Annotated in this window: 15 protein-coding genes; 2 read left to right on the top strand and 13 right to left on the bottom strand. The window is 60.8% G+C overall.

What is annotated here, in order from left to right; all coding sequences use genetic code 11:
* Positions 1-16: 16 nt before the first annotated feature.
* The 5 genes from ACA060_RS04220 to pmbA all read right to left on the bottom strand — a co-directional run bounded on the left by ACA060_RS04220 (position 17) and on the right by pmbA (position 4,444).
* On the bottom strand, positions 17-628 hold the full coding sequence (locus tag ACA060_RS04220; RefSeq protein WP_497315604.1) for a superoxide dismutase: 612 nt from the start codon (positions 626-628) through the stop codon (positions 17-19).
* 1 nt (position 629) lies between these two features.
* Complete coding sequence (locus ACA060_RS04215) at positions 630-1,058, bottom strand: DUF2753 family protein (RefSeq protein WP_497315602.1); 429 nt, start codon at positions 1,056-1,058, stop codon at positions 630-632.
* A gap of 27 nt (positions 1,059-1,085) precedes the next feature.
* Positions 1,086-2,462: a class II fumarate hydratase gene (locus ACA060_RS04210; RefSeq protein WP_109627977.1), complete on the bottom strand. Its 1,377-nt coding sequence runs from the start codon at positions 2,460-2,462 to the stop codon at positions 1,086-1,088.
* Positions 2,443-2,850 (bottom strand): FagA protein, encoded by a 408-nt coding sequence (locus ACA060_RS04205; RefSeq protein WP_497315600.1) that lies wholly within the window; start codon positions 2,848-2,850, stop codon positions 2,443-2,445. Before ACA060_RS04205 ends, ACA060_RS04210 begins: the two co-directional genes overlap by 20 nt.
* A gap of 247 nt (positions 2,851-3,097) precedes the next feature.
* On the bottom strand, positions 3,098-4,444 hold the full coding sequence (gene pmbA / locus ACA060_RS04200) for a metalloprotease PmbA (protein ID WP_010463346.1): 1,347 nt from the start codon (positions 4,442-4,444) through the stop codon (positions 3,098-3,100).
* Between the two features lie 108 nt (positions 4,445-4,552).
* Here pmbA and yjgA point away from each other — a divergent pair, with 108 nt between their 5' ends.
* A complete protein-coding gene (gene yjgA / locus ACA060_RS04195) occupies positions 4,553-5,077 on the top strand; it encodes a ribosome biogenesis factor YjgA (protein WP_007901505.1) in 525 nt (174 codons plus the stop codon).
* A gap of 50 nt (positions 5,078-5,127) precedes the next feature.
* Here yjgA and tldD read toward each other — a convergent pair whose 3' ends face one another.
* From tldD to mreB, 8 genes are all read right to left on the bottom strand, one after another.
* A complete protein-coding gene (gene tldD, locus ACA060_RS04190; protein WP_109627975.1) occupies positions 5,128-6,570 on the bottom strand; it encodes a metalloprotease TldD in 1,443 nt (480 codons plus the stop codon).
* Between the two features lie 4 nt (positions 6,571-6,574).
* A complete protein-coding gene (locus ACA060_RS04185; protein WP_497315597.1) occupies positions 6,575-7,435 on the bottom strand; it encodes a carbon-nitrogen hydrolase family protein in 861 nt (286 codons plus the stop codon).
* An 82-nt stretch (positions 7,436-7,517) separates the two neighbouring features.
* A complete protein-coding gene (locus ACA060_RS04180; RefSeq protein WP_497315595.1) occupies positions 7,518-11,321 on the bottom strand; it encodes a YhdP family protein in 3,804 nt (1,267 codons plus the stop codon).
* A 75-nt stretch (positions 11,322-11,396) separates the two neighbouring features.
* Positions 11,397-12,854, bottom strand: a complete 1,458-nt coding sequence (gene rng / locus ACA060_RS04175; protein WP_010463355.1) for a ribonuclease G — start codon at positions 12,852-12,854, stop codon at positions 11,397-11,399.
* Positions 12,855-12,911: 57 nt separating this feature from the next.
* Complete coding sequence (locus tag ACA060_RS04170; RefSeq protein WP_497315593.1) at positions 12,912-13,508, bottom strand: Maf family protein; 597 nt, start codon at positions 13,506-13,508, stop codon at positions 12,912-12,914.
* Positions 13,509-13,556: 48 nt separating this feature from the next.
* Positions 13,557-14,048 carry a rod shape-determining protein MreD gene (gene mreD / locus ACA060_RS04165; RefSeq protein WP_109627971.1) on the bottom strand — a complete coding sequence of 164 codons (492 nt, stop codon included), beginning with the start codon at positions 14,046-14,048 and terminating at the stop codon, positions 13,557-13,559.
* On the bottom strand, positions 14,048-15,196 hold the full coding sequence (mreC, locus tag ACA060_RS04160) for a rod shape-determining protein MreC (protein ID WP_109627970.1): 1,149 nt from the start codon (positions 15,194-15,196) through the stop codon (positions 14,048-14,050). Before mreC ends, mreD begins: the two co-directional genes overlap by 1 nt.
* Positions 15,197-15,336: 140 nt before the next feature.
* Positions 15,337-16,374, bottom strand: a complete 1,038-nt coding sequence (mreB, locus tag ACA060_RS04155; protein ID WP_002555108.1) for a rod shape-determining protein MreB — start codon at positions 16,372-16,374, stop codon at positions 15,337-15,339.
* A 210-nt stretch (positions 16,375-16,584) separates the two neighbouring features.
* Between mreB and gatC the strand changes: the two genes are divergently transcribed.
* A complete protein-coding gene (gatC, locus tag ACA060_RS04150) occupies positions 16,585-16,872 on the top strand; it encodes an Asp-tRNA(Asn)/Glu-tRNA(Gln) amidotransferase subunit GatC (RefSeq protein ID WP_007901429.1) in 288 nt (95 codons plus the stop codon).
* Positions 16,873-16,877: the final 5 nt, after the last annotated feature.

Here is a 16,877-nt window from a genome sequence, read left to right as displayed (position 1 = left end):
TGTTTTGATAGAGGACTTAAACCAGCGCAGCCTGATACCGCGCAGCGACTTCAGGCCAATTGATGACGTTGTAGAACGCATTGATGTATTCCGGACGGCGGTTCTGATATTGCAGGTAATAGGCGTGCTCCCAGACATCCAGGCCGAGGATTGGCGTATTGCCATTCATCAACGGGCTGTCCTGGTTACCGCTGCTTTCCACAATCAGGGCCTTTTGCGGTGTGACACTCAGCCAGGCCCAGCCACTGCCAAAGCGGGTCAGCGCAGCTTTGGTGAAGGCTTCCTTGAAACGGTCCAGGCCACCCAGTTGCTCATCAATCGCCTTGGCCAGCGCACCGTCGGGTTTGCCGCCGCCGTGAGGCGCCATCACTTCCCAGAACAGCGAATGGTTGGCGTGGCCGCCGCCCTGATTGATCACCGCCGCACGGAGTTTTTCCGGCAACTGCTGGACGCTGGCGACCAGTTTTTCCACCGACCATTCGGCAAATTCGGTGCCCTCGACAGCGGCGTTGAGATTATTGATGTAGGTCTGGTGGTGCTTGGTGTAGTGGATCTCCATGGTCTGCGCATCAATATGCGGTTCCAGGGCATCGTAGGCGTAAGGCAGGGCAGGCAAGGTAAAAGCCATTTCAATGGACTCCATGATGTAGAGGCGCAGACGATGCGGTATCGGTGCGCAGCAAACGGTGCGTGCGCGGGTATTCGCCATGCTCGCTGATGAAATTCAGCAGCTCGACATAGGTTTTGCTGCTTTGGCGCAGCGCGGCTTCACGCAGGGCCGGGGCCAGGCGCGGGTCCTGCAGGGTCTGCAACAACCGCTGATGGATCGCGCACAAATATTCGGCGCTCTCCTCCGGCTGGTTAAGACGCAAGTGCAAGTCGGCCAGGTTGTGGTGGGAAATCACGCAGGCCGCCACCGCTTCGTCGGCATCCGCCCAGCGCTCGAATAACACCTGGGCCAGGGCCAAAGCCTGCAAGTAAGCCTCGCGGGCATCGACGAGTTCACCCAGCATGAAATGGCGATTAGCCCTTTCGATCGTGCGTTTCCAGTGCTCCATGGTGAGCCTCCAAAGCGGTAGCGGTGATTACACGCCGCCTGCGGTGAGCTTCTCTGGGTTGAGCAATTCTTCCAGTTGGCTGCGCGTCAGGTCGGTGTGCTCCAGGGCGACATCGATCACCGGACGGCCCTGCTGATAGGCCTTCTTGGCGATTTCAGCGGCTTTTTGGTAACCGATGATCGGGTTGAGTGCGGTCACCAGAATCGGGTTGCGCGACAGCGCCTCTTTGATCCGCGCCTCGTTGACCTTGAAAGTGGCGATGGCCTTCTCCCCCAGCAGATGGCTGGAGTTGGCCAGCAATTCGATGCTGCTCAGCAGGTTCTGGGCGATGATCGGCAGCATCACGTTCAGCTCGAAATTGCCCGATTGACCGGCGATGGTGATCACCGTGTCATTGCCGATTACCTGGGCGGCGACCATGGCGGTGGCCTCCGGGATCACCGGGTTGACCTTGCCCGGCATGATCGAGGAACCCGGTTGCAAGGCTTCGAGTTCGATTTCGCCGAGGCCCGCCAGCGGACCGGAGTTCATCCAGCGCAGGTCGTTGGCGATTTTCATCAAGGAAACCGCTGTCGCTTTGAGTTGGCCGGAGACCGCCACCGCAGTGTCCTGGGAGCCGATCAGGGCAAACAGATCCTTGCCCGGCGTGAATTGAACGTGAGTCAGTTCGCTCAGCTGTTGGCTGAAACGCGCGGCGAATTGCGGATGTGCATTGATCCCGGTGCCTACCGCCGTGCCGCCCTGGGCCAGGGATTGCAGGCTCGGCAGCAAGTCCTGCAAATGGCCGATGTTGGCCTTGAGCTGCTGCGCCCAGCCATTCAGCACCTGGCTCATGCGCACCGGCATCGCGTCCATCAGGTGCGTGCGACCGGTTTTGACGTGGTGATGAACCTCTTCAGCCTTGCGCTCGATGACCTGCACCAGCCGCACCAGCGCCGGCAGCAGTTGTTCATGCAACGCGAGTGCAGCGCTGACATGGAGGGTGGTCGGGATGATGTCGTTGCTGCTTTGGCCGCAATTCACGTGATCGTTAGGGTTCACTGGCTCACCGAGCAGACGGCTGGCCAGGGTGGCGATCACTTCGTTGGCGTTCATGTTGGAACTGGTGCCGGAACCGGTCTGGAAGATATCCACCGGAAAGTGCTGCATGAAGTCGCCCTGAAGCAACCCCAGTGATGCATCGACGATGGCTTTGCCCTGGGACTCGCTGATCTGCTTGAGTTCGACGTTGGCCTGGGCGGCGGCAGCCTTGGCCAGGATCAGAGCGCGGATGAACTGCACCGGCATCGGCTTGCCGCTGATCGGGAAGTTATCCACCGCACGCTGGGTCTGCGCGCCATAGAGGGCGTCCACCGGGACTTGAAGCTCGCCCATGCTGTCGCGCTCAATACGGGTCTTGGTCATCACTAAATCCTTGCACCAGTTCTATGAGAGGAATCGAGGGCTGCAACTCGCAGATCGCCAGTTGCCAGGTGTAGCTTTGCCAGCGCTTGAGGCGGCATTTGCACAGAGAGAGGCGTTCCAGATCGCGCAATGGGCGCCAGGCCTGGTCCAGGCAGTAAGTCCGCCAGTGCCAAGGGAGCGCGACATCGGCGGCGGTGTCGAGCAGCAAACGAAACGAGGTTTCGGCGATGGTCCAGGGTGAGGTTGCCGTGCAACACGCCAGATACCGGCCTTCAGCCAGGTAATGTTCGATCAGGCGCGGTTCGTCGGGGTCCATCGCGCAACGGATCTGGCGACTCATCCAGCGCCAGCTTTCGAGGTAAGGCTGCTCGTGCAAGGCAAAACTCATGATCCGGGCCCATTCGGTAATGAGATTTATTATTAGATAATAATGAGAACCAACACAACCCCGAAAGCACACGACAAACTCCATGTGGGAGCGGGCTTGCTCGCGAAGGGGCCACCATATTCAGCATCTTTGTTGACTGATACACCGCCTTCGCGAGCAAGCCCGCTCCCACAGGGGCCAGTGCAAAGGCATAAAAAAAGGCGCGCCACCCAATGGGGTGGCGCGCCTTTTTGTGTAGCGGCCAGCGTTAGCTGCCTGCGACGGTCATCCGCTCGATCAACACCGAACCGGTGCGAATGTTGCTGCGCAGCTCCAGGTCATTACCCACGGCAACGATCTGCTTGAACATGTCGCGCATGTTACCGGCGATGGTGACCTCCTGGACCGCGAACTGGATTTCGCCGTTCTCGACCCAGTAACCCGCCGCACCACGGGAGTAATCGCCGGTGACCATGTTCAGGCCCTGGCCCATCAGCTCGGTGACCAGCAAACCGCGCCCCATGCGGCGCAGCAAGGCCGCCTGATCTTCATCACCATGGGTGACGAACAGGTTGTGCACGCCCCCTGCGTTGGCGGTGCTCGGCATACCCAGCTTGCGGCCGGAATAGGTGCCGAGGATGTAGGACACCAACTCGCCCTTTTCGACGAACGGTTTGGCGTAGGTCGCCAGGCCATCACCGTCGAACGCCGAACTGCCCATGGCACGCATCAAGTGCGGACGCTCATCGATGGTCAGCCATTCCGGGAACAGCTTCTGACCCAAGGTGCCTTCAAGGAACGACGACTTGCGATACAGACTGCCGCCGGAAATCGCCGAAAGGAAGCTGCCGAACAAACCACCGGCCAGCTCCGCAGAAAACAGCACCGGCACTTCGCAGGTCGGCACCGGACGCGCGCCCAATCGACTCGCGGCACGTTGCGCGGCGCGTTGGCCGATGCTTACCGGGTCGGCCAGCAAGTTGCCCTGACGGTTTACGTCGTACCAGTAATCGCGCTGCATCTGGCCATCAGCCTCGGCGATCATCACGCAGCTGAGGCTGTGACGGGTCGACGCATAACCGCCGATGAAACCGTGACTGTTGCCATAGACGCGGCAGCCTTGATGGGTACTGAGGGTAGTGCCGTCGGCGTTCTTGATCCGGCTGTCGGCAGCAAATGCCGCGGCTTCACAGGTCAGCGCCTGCTCGATGGCTTGCTCCGGGGTAATGTCCCATTCATGGAACAGGTCGAAATCCTGCAGATCCCTGGCCATCAGCGCGGCATCTGCCAGGCCTGAAGCTTCGTCTTCGGAAGTGTGCTTGGCGATGGCCAGTGCGGCGGCGACGGTTTCACGAATCGCCTCAGGACCACTGGCCGAGGTGCTGGCCGAGCCTTTGCGCTGACCGACATACAAAGTGATGCCAAAGCCCTGGTCGCGGTTGAACTCGACGGTTTCGACTTCACGCTGGCGCACCGAGGTGGACAGGCCCTGCTCCAGGGACACGGCCACTTCACAGGCACTGGCACCCTGACGCTTGGCTTCAGCGATGATCTGCTCGACTTGTTCTTGCAGTGCCGGCAACGCTTGTGGGCCGACGCTTTCAACTGCACTCATGCTGTTCTCCACTCAAATTCTGCTTTCGGCTGGGGCCTTCGAGCGACCGGGCCGGACAAGCGGCCCCCGACTGGTTATCATGGCGGCGTTTCTTTGCGGACGGCCACCATGGTTGATTCTTACGACGACTCCCTCGATACGGGAGAAAAAAGCAAATCCCAGGTTAAACGCGAGCTTCATGCTCTGGTTGACCTCGGCGAGCGCCTTACAACGCTCAAGCCTGACTTGCTGGCAAAACTGCCGTTGACCGACGCTATGCGCCGGGCACTGGCCGATGCGCCCAAGCACACCGCGAATATCGCGCGTAAACGGCACCTCATGTTCATCGGCAAACTGATGCGCGATCAGGACACTGACGCCATTCTGACGTTGCTCGATCAACTCGATGCCTCCACCCGGCAGTACAACGAACGTTTCCATGGCCTGGAACGCTGGCGCGATCGCTTGATCGCGGGCGACGATGCGGTCCTGGAGAAGTTCGTGCTCGACTACCCGGAGGCTGATCGTCAGCAGTTGCGCTCCCTGATCCGTCAGGCCCAGCACGAACTGGCGACTAACAAGCCACCGGCATCGAGCCGTAAAATCTTCAAGTACATCCGTGAGCTGGACGAGACTCAACGCGGTCTGCGTTAAGTCCCGAGTCGGGTGAGTCGCCAAAGCGGCTCACCCGAAGCTCCATCCTTTTACGATCCTGTGCCACCCACAGTGATCGCATCGATTTTCAGCGTTGGCTGGCCGACACCCACCGGCACCGACTGCCCATCCTTGCCACACGTCCCCACTCCGCTGTCCAGCGCCAGGTCGTTACCGACCATCGACACCTTGCTCATGGCTTCCGGGCCGTTGCCGATCAACGTCGCGCCTTTGACCGGGGCGGTGATTTTGCCGTCTTCGATCAAGTATGCCTCGCTGGTGGAGAACACGAATTTGCCGCTGGTGATGTCCACCTGCCCGCCGCCGAGGTTGGCGCAATAGATGCCGCGCTTCACCGAGGCGATGATTTCCGCCGGGTCGCTTTCACCCGCCAGCATGTAGGTGTTGGTCATCCGTGGCATCGGCAAGTGCGCGTAGGATTCACGACGACCGTTGCCGGTGCGGGCCACGCCCATCAGGCGCGCGTTGAGCTTGTCCTGCATGTAGCCTTTGAGTACGCCGTTTTCGATCAGCGTGGTGCATTCGGTCGGAGTACCTTCGTCGTCGACGCTCAGGGAACCGCGACGCCCGGCCAACGTACCGTCATCGACAATGGTGCACAGCTTGGACGCAACCATCTCGCCCATGCGTCCGCTGTAAGCGGAGCTGCCCTTGCGGTTGAAGTCACCTTCCAGACCATGGCCGACCGCTTCGTGCAACAGCACGCCGGACCAGCCCGAACCCAACACCACCGGCAACGTACCGGCCGGCGCGGGAATAGCTTCCAGGTTCACCAACGCCTGACGCAGTGCTTCACGTGCGTAGCTCATGGCGCGGTCTTCGGCGAGGAAGTAACGGTAATCGGTACGACCGCCACCGCCATGACCACCGCGCTCGCGGCGACCGTTTTGCTCGACGATCACGCTGACGTTGAAGCGCACCAATGGCCGCACATCAGCGGCCAGGCTGCCATCGGTCGAAGCGACAAGAATCCGTTCCCAGACACCGGCCATGCTCACGGTGACTTGCTGGATACGCGGGTCAAGGGCGCGAGTCGCGACGTCGATGCGCTTGAGCAGTTCGACTTTTTCCGCACGGGTCATCACTTCCAGCGGGTTATCCGGCCCGTATAACTGGGCGACGTCCGCGGTAGTGAAGGCCTGCACCGAGCCGTTCTGCCCGGCGCGGGAGATCGACCGCGCCGCACGGGCCGCTGCGCCGAGGGCTTCAAGGGTGATGGCATTGCTGTAGGCGAAACCGGTTTTTTCACCCGATTGCGCACGCACGCCCACACCTTGGTCGAGGTTGAAGCTGCCTTCCTTGACGATCCCGTCTTCCAGCGCCCAGGACTCGGAAATCTGCCCCTGGAAATACAGGTCAGCGGCATCGATGCCCGGGCCGGCCAGATCGCCGAGCACACCTTGCAGGCTCTCGATCGTTACGCCACCGGGCGCCAGGAGGTGTTCACTGACGGAGGACAACAACTCGCTCATATGTTTACGCCTTAAATTCGTCGTTCCGGGCAGGTCGCTGCGCGCCCTGCGAGAAAAAGCGCCGGTGACTGGACACCGGCATCCGCGCCCTGATGGACGCCTGTTCGCTGCTATCGCGTTCGGCCAGCAGCACGGCCTCGCCTTGATCCTGCTGGGCCAGCACGCGTCCCCAAGGGTCGACGATCGCCGCATGCCCCCAGGTTTCCCGCGGCCCCGGGTGCGTTCCGCCTTGGGCGGCCGCGAGCACATAACACTGCGTCTCGATGGCCCGCGCACGAATCAGCACATCCCAATGCGCCGCGCCGGTCACCGCGGTAAATGCCGACGGCGCGGTAATCAATTGCGCGCCCGCAGCGCGCAGTTCGCTATACAACTCCGGGAAGCGCAGGTCGTAACACACCGTCAGGCCGACCCGGCCGACGGGCGTGTCCGCCACCACAACCCCACTGCCATAAGCATAGTCATCGGATTCGCGATAACGTCCGCGATTGTCCGCCACGTCCACGTCGAACAGGTGCAGCTTGTCGTAGCGCGCCACCGTCTCGCCCTGATCATTGACCAGCAACGAGCAGGCATGGGCTTTGGACGTCGGATAGTCCACTGGTGGCAACGGCAACGTGCCGGCCACTATCCATAACTTGAGGTCGCGGGCGGTCTGTTTCAACCATGGCAGGATCGGACCTTCACCCAACGCCTCGGCGCGGCCGATGTCGGCAATGTCGCGACGGCCCATGGCGGCGAAGTTTTCCGGGAGCACTGCCAGCTTCGCGCCACCGGCCGCCGCCTGCTCGAGCAGACGCCGGGCCTGGGCCAGGTTGGCCAGCACATCGCTCTGGCTGACCATTTGAATCACCGCAAAAGTCATGGCGCGCTCCTGGGTCGCTTTTTATAAGGACAGGCCGCCATGCTACTCCATAGGCTGGGGGAGTGCCTTTTCAAAAAAGAACTCAAAAAGGCTTGTCGAAGGTGATTTTCGGCTCTTTCCAAGGGCCTTTGACCGTGTATTTGACGCTGGCGAAACGTGCCACGCGGTCACCGATCAGCTTGTCGATCAGGAACAGCGCACCGCCGATGGCCGGGGCGCCGACGATCAATGCGGCAATTGGCAGGTTGTTGGTCACCGGCAAGGTCACCAGCAGCTTGGCGTCAATCTGGTCACCTACCAGGTTCAGGGTCCCGTTCAGTTCAATGTTGCTCGACGGGCCGGTCAGCAGGATCGGCTCCTTCGTCACATAAACCCCGTTGGTCGCAACCAGCAGACCTTTGACCCGGTCATAACTCAAGCCTTTGCCAAACAGGTCGGAGAAGTCCAGGCGCAGACGGCGACCAATGGAGTTGAAGTTGAGCAGGCCGAAGACTCGCAGGGCCTGGGCGCTGCCCTCGACCTCAACGAACTGGCCTTTATTCAAAGAAGCATCGAGGGTGCCGGAGAAACGTTTGGTGGCCAGCCACGCCGGTGAACCCGGCCAGCGACCGTCGACATCCATGTGAAACTCTTCGCTGGTGACGCTCGGCGCAAAGCCCCAGCCTTTGAGCACGTCAGCGAGATTCTTGCCGCTGATCCGCCCTTTGTACCAACTGCTGGAGCTGCCGGGGATGCCCTCCCAGCCGCCAGTGCCCTGCAACAAAATGCCCTTGAGGCCCAGATCCAGCGTATTGAGCGCAATGCCCCTGGCGGTCGGACGGACTTTCAGGTACCAGGCGCCAACGAGGTCCTGGCCCTGAAACAGCTGATTGATAGTGATATCCAGCGCCGGAATCTTGGTCGGGTCCACCGAGGCCAGTGGATCCGGCGAGTTTTCGTCGGCCAGCACTGTCGGGTCTGGTGCCGGCAATCGCACGGTTTGCAGATTGATCGCAATCGGCGCGCCTTTCGCATCAGGGATGCTCGCGCTGCCCTTGACCTGCTGACTGTCGAGTTGCAAGGCCCACGCCGCGGCCTTGCGGTTCAACTGCACCGACGCCTGATCGAGCGTCGTGCCGATACCGCTGAGCTTGCCAACCTTGAAGTCCGCACTGCTGAGCAACTGCTTGGCATTGCCGCCCGGATCCTGGCCGGCGTACTTGTCCAACAGATCCTTCCACGGGCCGACATCCAGCTCCGATAGCACGCCGCGCACTCGCAGCCCTTTGGCGCCGGGCAGCACGGCACTGCCACCGCCCAGGAACAATTCGCCACGACCGTCGGCAAAATTGCCGCTCGGCGCCGCAAACGTGAAGTCTGCCAGCTCACCATAGTTGACCCAATAGCGGCGTTCCGCTCCCTGTAAAGTCATGCGGAACGTGGTGTCACGGCCGACATCGGCGGTCATGCCGAACGGTGCTGGCAAATCGATCGCCACGCCTTTGAGGCTGGAATTGACCATCAACTGGCTGTCGGCGCCATCCAGGCTCAGTTGCAACTGATACGGGATCAAACCGGACACCGGCAATGGCTGGGTGACGCTCAGCCAGTCAGTGAGCTTCTTGACCTCGACCTGACCGGAAGCGGTGACACGGGTCTTGAGATTACCCGCGCTGCCATCGGCAAAAATCTGCGCAGTGACCGGTTTGTCGAAGGCCCGCGCGGTGATGTTCTGTCCGCTCAAGCCCTTGGTGCTGTCGAAGCGGAAATCACCCTTGAGCTGCGTCAGTTCCAGGGAAGGCTCGGCCAGCTTCAAACGCGCCTTGGCGGTCTTGAAGTCGACGAGAATCTTCGGCTGCTCGCCTTTGACCAGCGGAATGTCCAGCTTCAGCTTGCCTTGCAGATCACCCTCGCCTTCCCATCCGGCAAAGGTTTCAGCGGTGCCGATCGGCGCTTCCTGAAGTATCTTCAGGCCATCGCCCAACCCGCCGGAGAACCCACCGTCGAGGAACAGGTGAACACTTTGGCCCTCCGGCGCATGGGGAATATTCACGTAAATGTCGCGAACCTGCGTGTCGAGCAACTGACCCTTGCTGGCCAGGATCCGCACGCCGCTGTCTTCAACGAACACATCACCGCTGACCTTGCTGACATGCGGCCAACCCGGCTGGAAGGCCAGTTCGGCATCGTGCACCTTGAAGAACAGGCTGATGCTGCGTGCCGTCTCGGCGGCGCCATGGTTCAGCGAACCTTGATACTGGAAGAAACCCTGGTCTACCGCGCCTTTGAGAATCGCCGTGCGCAGCCATTCGTCCAGCGCAGGGCTGAGCATGGTCGGCAGGTACTTGGCGGTGTAGCGACCGTCGCCATCGACCAGGCCAACCCGCAGGTCCATGTAGTCTTCCTGGGTGTGGTCGAAATGCAGGCGGATCAGGAAGTCACCGGCAATCTTGCCCTCTTCGCCCAGCACCTTCAGGTACGGCGCGATCAGGGTGAAACTTTCTTTGTCGAGCTTCCAGGTCAGCCGGGCGTTGGCCTGAATGTATTGCCATGGCTTGGCGAAAATCGGGTCCAGGTGCAGGACAAAATCCTTGCTGTCCATCCGCAGTTCCCCCTGGCCGAGGTCACCGCTGATGCTGCCGCTGACATTTCGTGCTGCTGGCGCGCCGTGATAGGCGTCGAAGCCAACCTGATCGAGGTTGGCGGCAAAGCTGAACTTGCTGTCATCGGTGGCATTGGGGCGCAGATCGATCAGCACGTTGCGCAGCCCACCGGTCACCTTGAGTCGCTCGACCGCCGTGGCAACGCCTTCGGGCAGCGGCCCCAGGGCGTTTATCAATGGGGTCAGCGGGGTGAGGTCGAGGCGGTCGGCTTGCAGGTGCCAGAGTTCTTCCGACTTGTCGGTGGCGGCGGTCTGTCGAAGTTGCAGGTGCGATTCCCAACGGGTCTCGCCAAAGTTCATCGCCAGGGAATCCAGGGTCACCAGCATGCCTTCGCTGCTGCGCTGGAAATAACCGTTGAGCGCCAGATTGTTGATCTGGATCGGCTTGCGCTCAGCGTAGGCGCCCTTGAGTTGCGGCGCGTTCAGGCGAATGGCGCCGCTTTGCAGCGCACCCTTGCCCCAGTTCACCCAGAGCTCGCCACCGGCCTTGAGCTCGGAGAAATTCCACTGCCGGGTCACGCGCTCGGGCAGCCATTTCGACCAGTCGCTCTGCGGCAGGCTCAGGTAGGCCTCGGCCTCGCCGTCCTTCCACTGGCTGGCGCGCAGACGGGTGCGCACACTCATGGCCACCGGCTGACCGTCGGGCAGGGTCAGACGGGCATCGAGGCGCTGGCGGGAGACGCCGGTTTTCAGATTCAGGCCGACGTAGGTCAGGGTCAGCGGCGGGTGGTCCAGAGGCTGCAAGGTCACCTGGCTGTCGATCACCGACAGTTGCTGGACCATTTGCATACGATTGAGCAGTTGCTCCGGATCCAGCGGCTGGTCCTGTTGTACCGGCAACCCTTCCAGTGCCCAGTGACCGTCCGCGCCTTCCTTGAGGCTGATCTTCAGGCCATTGAGTTCCAGATGGGCGATGCGAACGTCGCGAGCCAGCAGGCTTTCCCAAAGGTCCGGTACGGCTCGCACCTGATCCAGGTGCAGGGCGTTGGCGCCCTCGCCCACCGTCACGTCATGCGCCAGCAAAATCGGCGCGAAACCGCTCCAGTTACCTTCCAGCTTGCCGATTTGCAACGGCATGCCCAAGGCGGCGCTGGCTTTGGTTTCGACGTCGGCACGGTATTCGGCCACCAGGGGCGTCAGCTCCCGGCCGAGGCTGACGTACAACGCCATCAACACCAGAACCAACGCGCACAGGCCAAGACCCCAGCGGGTCAGTGCGGCCAAAATGCGTGTCAGACGTTCCATGTCAGTTGGCTCCCATAGCGAAAATACTGCAAAAAGCTGAGGCCAGCCGTTCTAGTAAGGGTGAAACACAGCGATTCAGAGCAGCACCACGTCGTATTGTTCCTGGGAATACATGGTTTCCACCTGGAACCGAATGGTGCGTCCGATAAATCCTTCCAGTTCGGCGACATTACCCGACTCCTCATCGAGCAAACGGTCGACGACTTTCTGATTCGCCAATACACGATAGCCTTCCGCTTGATAGGCTCGCGCCTCGCGGAGGATTTCGCGGAAAATTTCGTAGCAGACCGTTTCCGGGGTCTTCAGCTTGCCGCGACCCTGACAGCTGCTGCACGGTTCGCACAGCACCTGTTCGAGACTTTCGCGGGTGCGCTTGCGGGTCATCTGCACCAGGCCCAACTCGGTGATGCCGATGATGTTGGTCTTGGCGTGATCGCGTTCCAGCTGTTTCTCGAGGGTACGCAGCACCTGGCGCTGGTGCTCTTCGTCTTCCATGTCGATGAAGTCGATGATGATGATCCCGCCGAGGTTGCGCAGGCGCAGCTGGCGGGCGATGGCGGTCGCGGCTTCGAGGTTGGTCTTGAAGATGGTTTCTTCGAGGTTGCGATGGCCGACGAATGCACCAGTATTGACGTCGATGGTGCTCATGGCTTCCGCCGGATCGACCACCAGATAACCGCCGGACTTGAGCGGCACTTTGCGCTCGAGGGCTTTCTGGATCTCGTCTTCGACGCCGTACAAGTCAAAAATCGGCCGCTCGCCCGGGTAATGCTCAAGACGATCGGCAATTTCCGGCATCAGTTCGGCGACGAACTGCGTGGTTTTCTGGAAGGTTTCCCGGGAATCGATGCGGATCTTCTCGATCTTCGGGCTCACCAGGTCGCGCAAGGTGCGCAACGCCAGGCCGAGGTCTTCGTAGATGACGCTCGGTGCACCGATGGTTTTGATCTGTTCGTTGATCTGGTCCCAAAGACGGCGCAGGTAGCGGATATCCATGAGAATTTCATCGGCGCCGGCCCCTTCGGCGGCTGTACGCAGGATAAAACCGCCCGCCTCTTTTATGCCTTCTTTGGCCACGCAATCGGTGACGACCTGCTTGAGACGTTCGCGCTCGGCTTCGTCTTCGATTTTCAGCGAAATGCCGACGTGGGCTGTGCGCGGCATGTACACCAGATAGCGCGACGGGATCGACAGCTGGGTGGTCAGGCGTGCGCCTTTGGAGCCGATCGGGTCCTTGGTCACCTGGACGACCAGGCTCTGGCCTTCGTGAACCAGCGCGCTGATGCTCTCCACCGCCGGGCCTTCCCGCAAGGAAATTTCCGAGGCGTGAATGAACGCGGCGCGGTCCAGGCCGATGTCGACGAAGGCCGCCTGCATGCCCGGCAATACCCGCACGACCTTGCCTTTATAGATGTTGCCGACGATCCCGCGCTTTTGCGTGCGCTCGACGTGGACCTCTTGCAGGACACCGTTTTCGACCACCGCCACGCGCGATTCCATCGGCGTGATGTTGATCAGGATCTCTTCACTCATGGCAGGGTCTCGTTCAGGCATGTTCACGATAATGGCCGCATCTTGTCAGTACGACGCTCAGCGCGCGTTAAGGGTTTGCCAACAGGGTATGCCGAAATGGCCGAGCAGCTCAGCGGTTTCGCACAGCGGCAGTCCGACCACCGCCGAGTAGCTTCCAATCAGCTGGGCGACAAACACCGCGCCCAGTCCTTGAATGCCATAGCCACCAGCCTTGTCCCGGGGTTCGCCACTGGCCCAGTAGGCCGCCGCTTCATCGCGATCGATGTTGCGAAAACGCACCAGACTGCGCACCACCCGCGACTCACAACGCTCACCGTCGAGCACCGCAATGGCGGTCAATACTTCGTGTTCCTGACCGGCCAACATCATAAGCATGGCGCACGCGTCAGCTTCGTCCACCGGTTTGCCGAGAATTTTCCCGTTGAGCACGACAGCGGTGTCAGCGCCCAGCACGCAAAAATCCTGGTCGGACACGACCGCGCCGCGCCCGGCCTCGGCTTTGCCGCGCGCCAGGCGCTCGACATAGGCCGACGGGGATTCATCTTTTAAAGGGGTTTCATCGATGTCCGCGCTGATGGCGGAGAACGGCACGCCGATCTGCGTGAGCAGTTCACGCCGACGCGGCGAGCCTGAGGCGAGGTAAAGCTTCATCAAGACATCTCCCTGTCGAGGTGCGGGCCAATGCCTGACCGAATTAATTAATTAATTAATTTTGTAGCGACGACGCAACCCGCGCAAACCGTAGCTGATCCATGGCCAGAGCAATGCGCTGACCAAGGCCGGCAGCACCAGTGCCAGGGTTGGCTGACGGTTGCCGGTCAGGGCACTCAGCCATAGTTGAACAAGCTGCGCGAGGCCGAAGATCACCAGGATCACCAGGCTCTGTTGCCACATTGGGAACATGCGCAGGCGCTGTTGCAGCGACAGCACCAGAAAGGTGATCAGGCACAGGATCAACGCGTTCTGACCCAGCAACGTGCCGTACAGCACGTCTTCGGCCAGACCCAGGCACCAGGCCGTGACCATGCCGACTTTCTGCGGCAAATACAGCGCCCAGAACGCCAGCAGCAAGGCCAGCCAGAGCGGGCGGAGGATTTCCATGAATTGCGGCAGCGGCGAAACGCTGAGCAGCAGGCCAATGGCAAACGTCAGCCAGATCATCCAGCCATTTCGGGATGCGGTAGCACCGACCATTATTCTCGTCCCCCAGTGGAAGCCGGCGCAGAGACAGGCGGTTTGGCGGCAGGCTTCACCGCAGCCGGTTGAGTGGCTGGCGGTTTGGTTGCGGCAGGTTGCGATGCGGGCGGCTTGGCAGCTGCGGGATGCGCAGGTTTGACCGGGGTTGCCGCCGGTGCCGGTGCCGGTGTCGCCGGAGCGGCAACAGGCGCAGCGGCTGCGGCGGGTACCACCACGTTCGCAGGCACTGGTTTTGGTACGGTCGCCGGAATGATCGGCCCACCACCGTGCTGGTCCAGCGCTTCCTGCGCCTGGGCAGCATCGTTGGCGCGCTCTTCGGCGGTGCGGCCGTCGGTGAACACCAACAGCAAGTAACGGCTGCGGTTCAACGCGGCGGTCGGCACGGCACGAACGATGGCAAACGGCTGACCGGAATCGTGGATCACTTCCTTGACTGTCGCCACCGGGTAACCGGCCGGGAAGCGCTGACCGAGGCCGGAACTGACCAGCAGATCACCTTCTTTAATGTCAGCTGTGTCGGCAACATGACGCAGTTCCAGGCGTTCCGGGTTGCCGGTGCCGCTGGCAATCGCCCGCAGCCCGTTACGGTTCACCTGCACCGGAATGCTGTGGGTGGTGTCGGTCAGCAACAGCACGCGGGAGGTGTACGGCATTAACTCGACCACCTGGCCCATCAGGCCGCGGGCATCGAGCACCGGCTGACCGAGGACCACACCGTCGCGCTCACCTTTATTGATGATGATGCGGTGGGTGAAGGGGTTGGGGTCCATGCCGATCAGCTCGGCCACTTCGACCTTCTCGTTGACCAGCGCAGAGGAATTGAGCAGCTCGCGCAGCCGAACGTTCTGCTCGGTGAGGGCGGCAAGCTTTTGCATGCGGCCCTGCAACAGCAGGTTTTCGGTCTTGAGTTTTTCGTTTTCGGCGACAAGCTCGGTACGACTGCCGAATTGACTGGCCACACCCTGCCATAACCGCTGCGGCAGGTCGGTGATCCAGTAAGACTGCATCAGCACCAGCGACATCTGGCTACGCACTGGCTTGAGCAGTGTGAAGCGGGCATCGACCACCATCAGCGCGACCGATAGCACGACCAGCACCAACAAGCGCACGCCCAGTGAAGGCCCTTTGGTGAAAAGCGGTTTAATAAGCCGCTCCTCCCAGGCAAATGTTTTGTTTATTCATACGGCAGACCGGCCTGGATGCAGACTGACAGAAGATAAACGCCAACAGGCGGCACTGCAAAGGGCCGCCTGCGCGCTCAACAGCATAGATGCAACCGGCGAGATCACTCGCTCGACAGCAGGTCCATGGTGTGTTTATCCATCATTTCCAGTGCACGGCCACCGCCGCGAGCAACGCAGGTCAGCGGGTCTTCGGCAACGATCACCGGCAGACCTGTTTCCTGGGCCAGCAACTTGTCGAGGTCACGCAGCAAGGCGCCACCACCGGTCAGCACCAGGCCACGCTCGGCGATATCGGAAGCCAGTTCCGGAGGCGATTGCTCCAGCGCACTTTTCACAGCCTGAACGATGGTGGCCAGGGACTCTTGCAGAGCTTCCAGCACTTCATTGGAGTTCAGGGTGAAGGCACGTGGAACACCTTCGGCCAGGTTACGGCCACGAACGTCGACTTCACGTACTTCGCCGCCCGGGTAGGCCGTACCGATTTCCTGCTTGATGCGCTCGGCGGTGGATTCGCCGATCAGGCTGCCGTAGTTGCGACGCACGTAGGTGATGATCGCTTCGTCGAAGCGGTCGCCGCCAACCCGTACGGATTCGGCGTAAACCACACCATTGAGGGAGATCAGGGCGATTTCAGTGGTACCGCCACCGATATCGACGACCATCGAACCGCGTGCTTCTTCAACCGGCAGGCCGGCACCGATCGCAGCAGCCATTGGCTCTTCGATCAGGAACACTTCGCGAGCACCGGCACCCAGGGCCGACTCACGGATGGCGCGACGCTCAACCTGGGTGGATTTGCACGGAACGCAGATCAGCACACGAGGGCTTGGCTGCAGGAAGCTGTTTTCGTGAACCTTGTTGATAAAGTATTGCAGCATCTTTTCGCAGACGCTGAAGTCGGCGATTACGCCATCCTTCATCGGACGAATGGCAGCAATGTTGCCCGGCGTACGGCCGAGCATGCGCTTCGCCTCGGTGCCGACAGCAACGACACTTTTCTGGTTACCGTGTGTCCGAATAGCCACAACCGATGGCTCATTCAGGACGATACCGCGCTCGCGCACGTAAATAAGGGTGTTGGCAGTGCCCAGGTCAATGGAAAGATCGCTGGAAAACATGCCACGCAGTTTCTTGAACATGGGAAAGGGACCCTAGGCAACGCGTGGGTAAAAAAGTGCGGCAAACTCTAACAACGACAGGGATTTTGGGCAAGGCGCCAATATGTTAAATTGGCCGCTTTTCTGTGCACCAACCCCCACAATCGCGGCCTTATGACCGTAGAAATGCGGTAGTGTTCCGACAATCTAACACACGGACGCCGTCCGTTCTGTTTTCCACTGGAGATTCCCATGGCGCTTGAACGCTCCGACGTGGAAAAAATCGCTCATCTGGCCTGCCTTGGCCTCAATGATGCCGATCTTCCACACATTACTTCAGCCCTGAACAGCATTCTCGGGCTGGTCGACGAAATGCAGGCGGTCAATACCGACGGTATCGAGCCGCTCGCCCACCCACTGGAAGCCAGCCAGCGCCTGCGTGCAGACGTCGTGACCGAGACCAATCATCGCGAGGCCTACCAGTCCATCGCACCAGCGGTCGAAAACGGCCTGTACCTGGTTCCGAAAGTCATCGACTAAAGGGA

It is taken from the genome of Pseudomonas sp. LBUM1671, from assembly GCF_059695685.1.
This window is presented reverse-complemented; position numbering and strand designations above follow the sequence as displayed.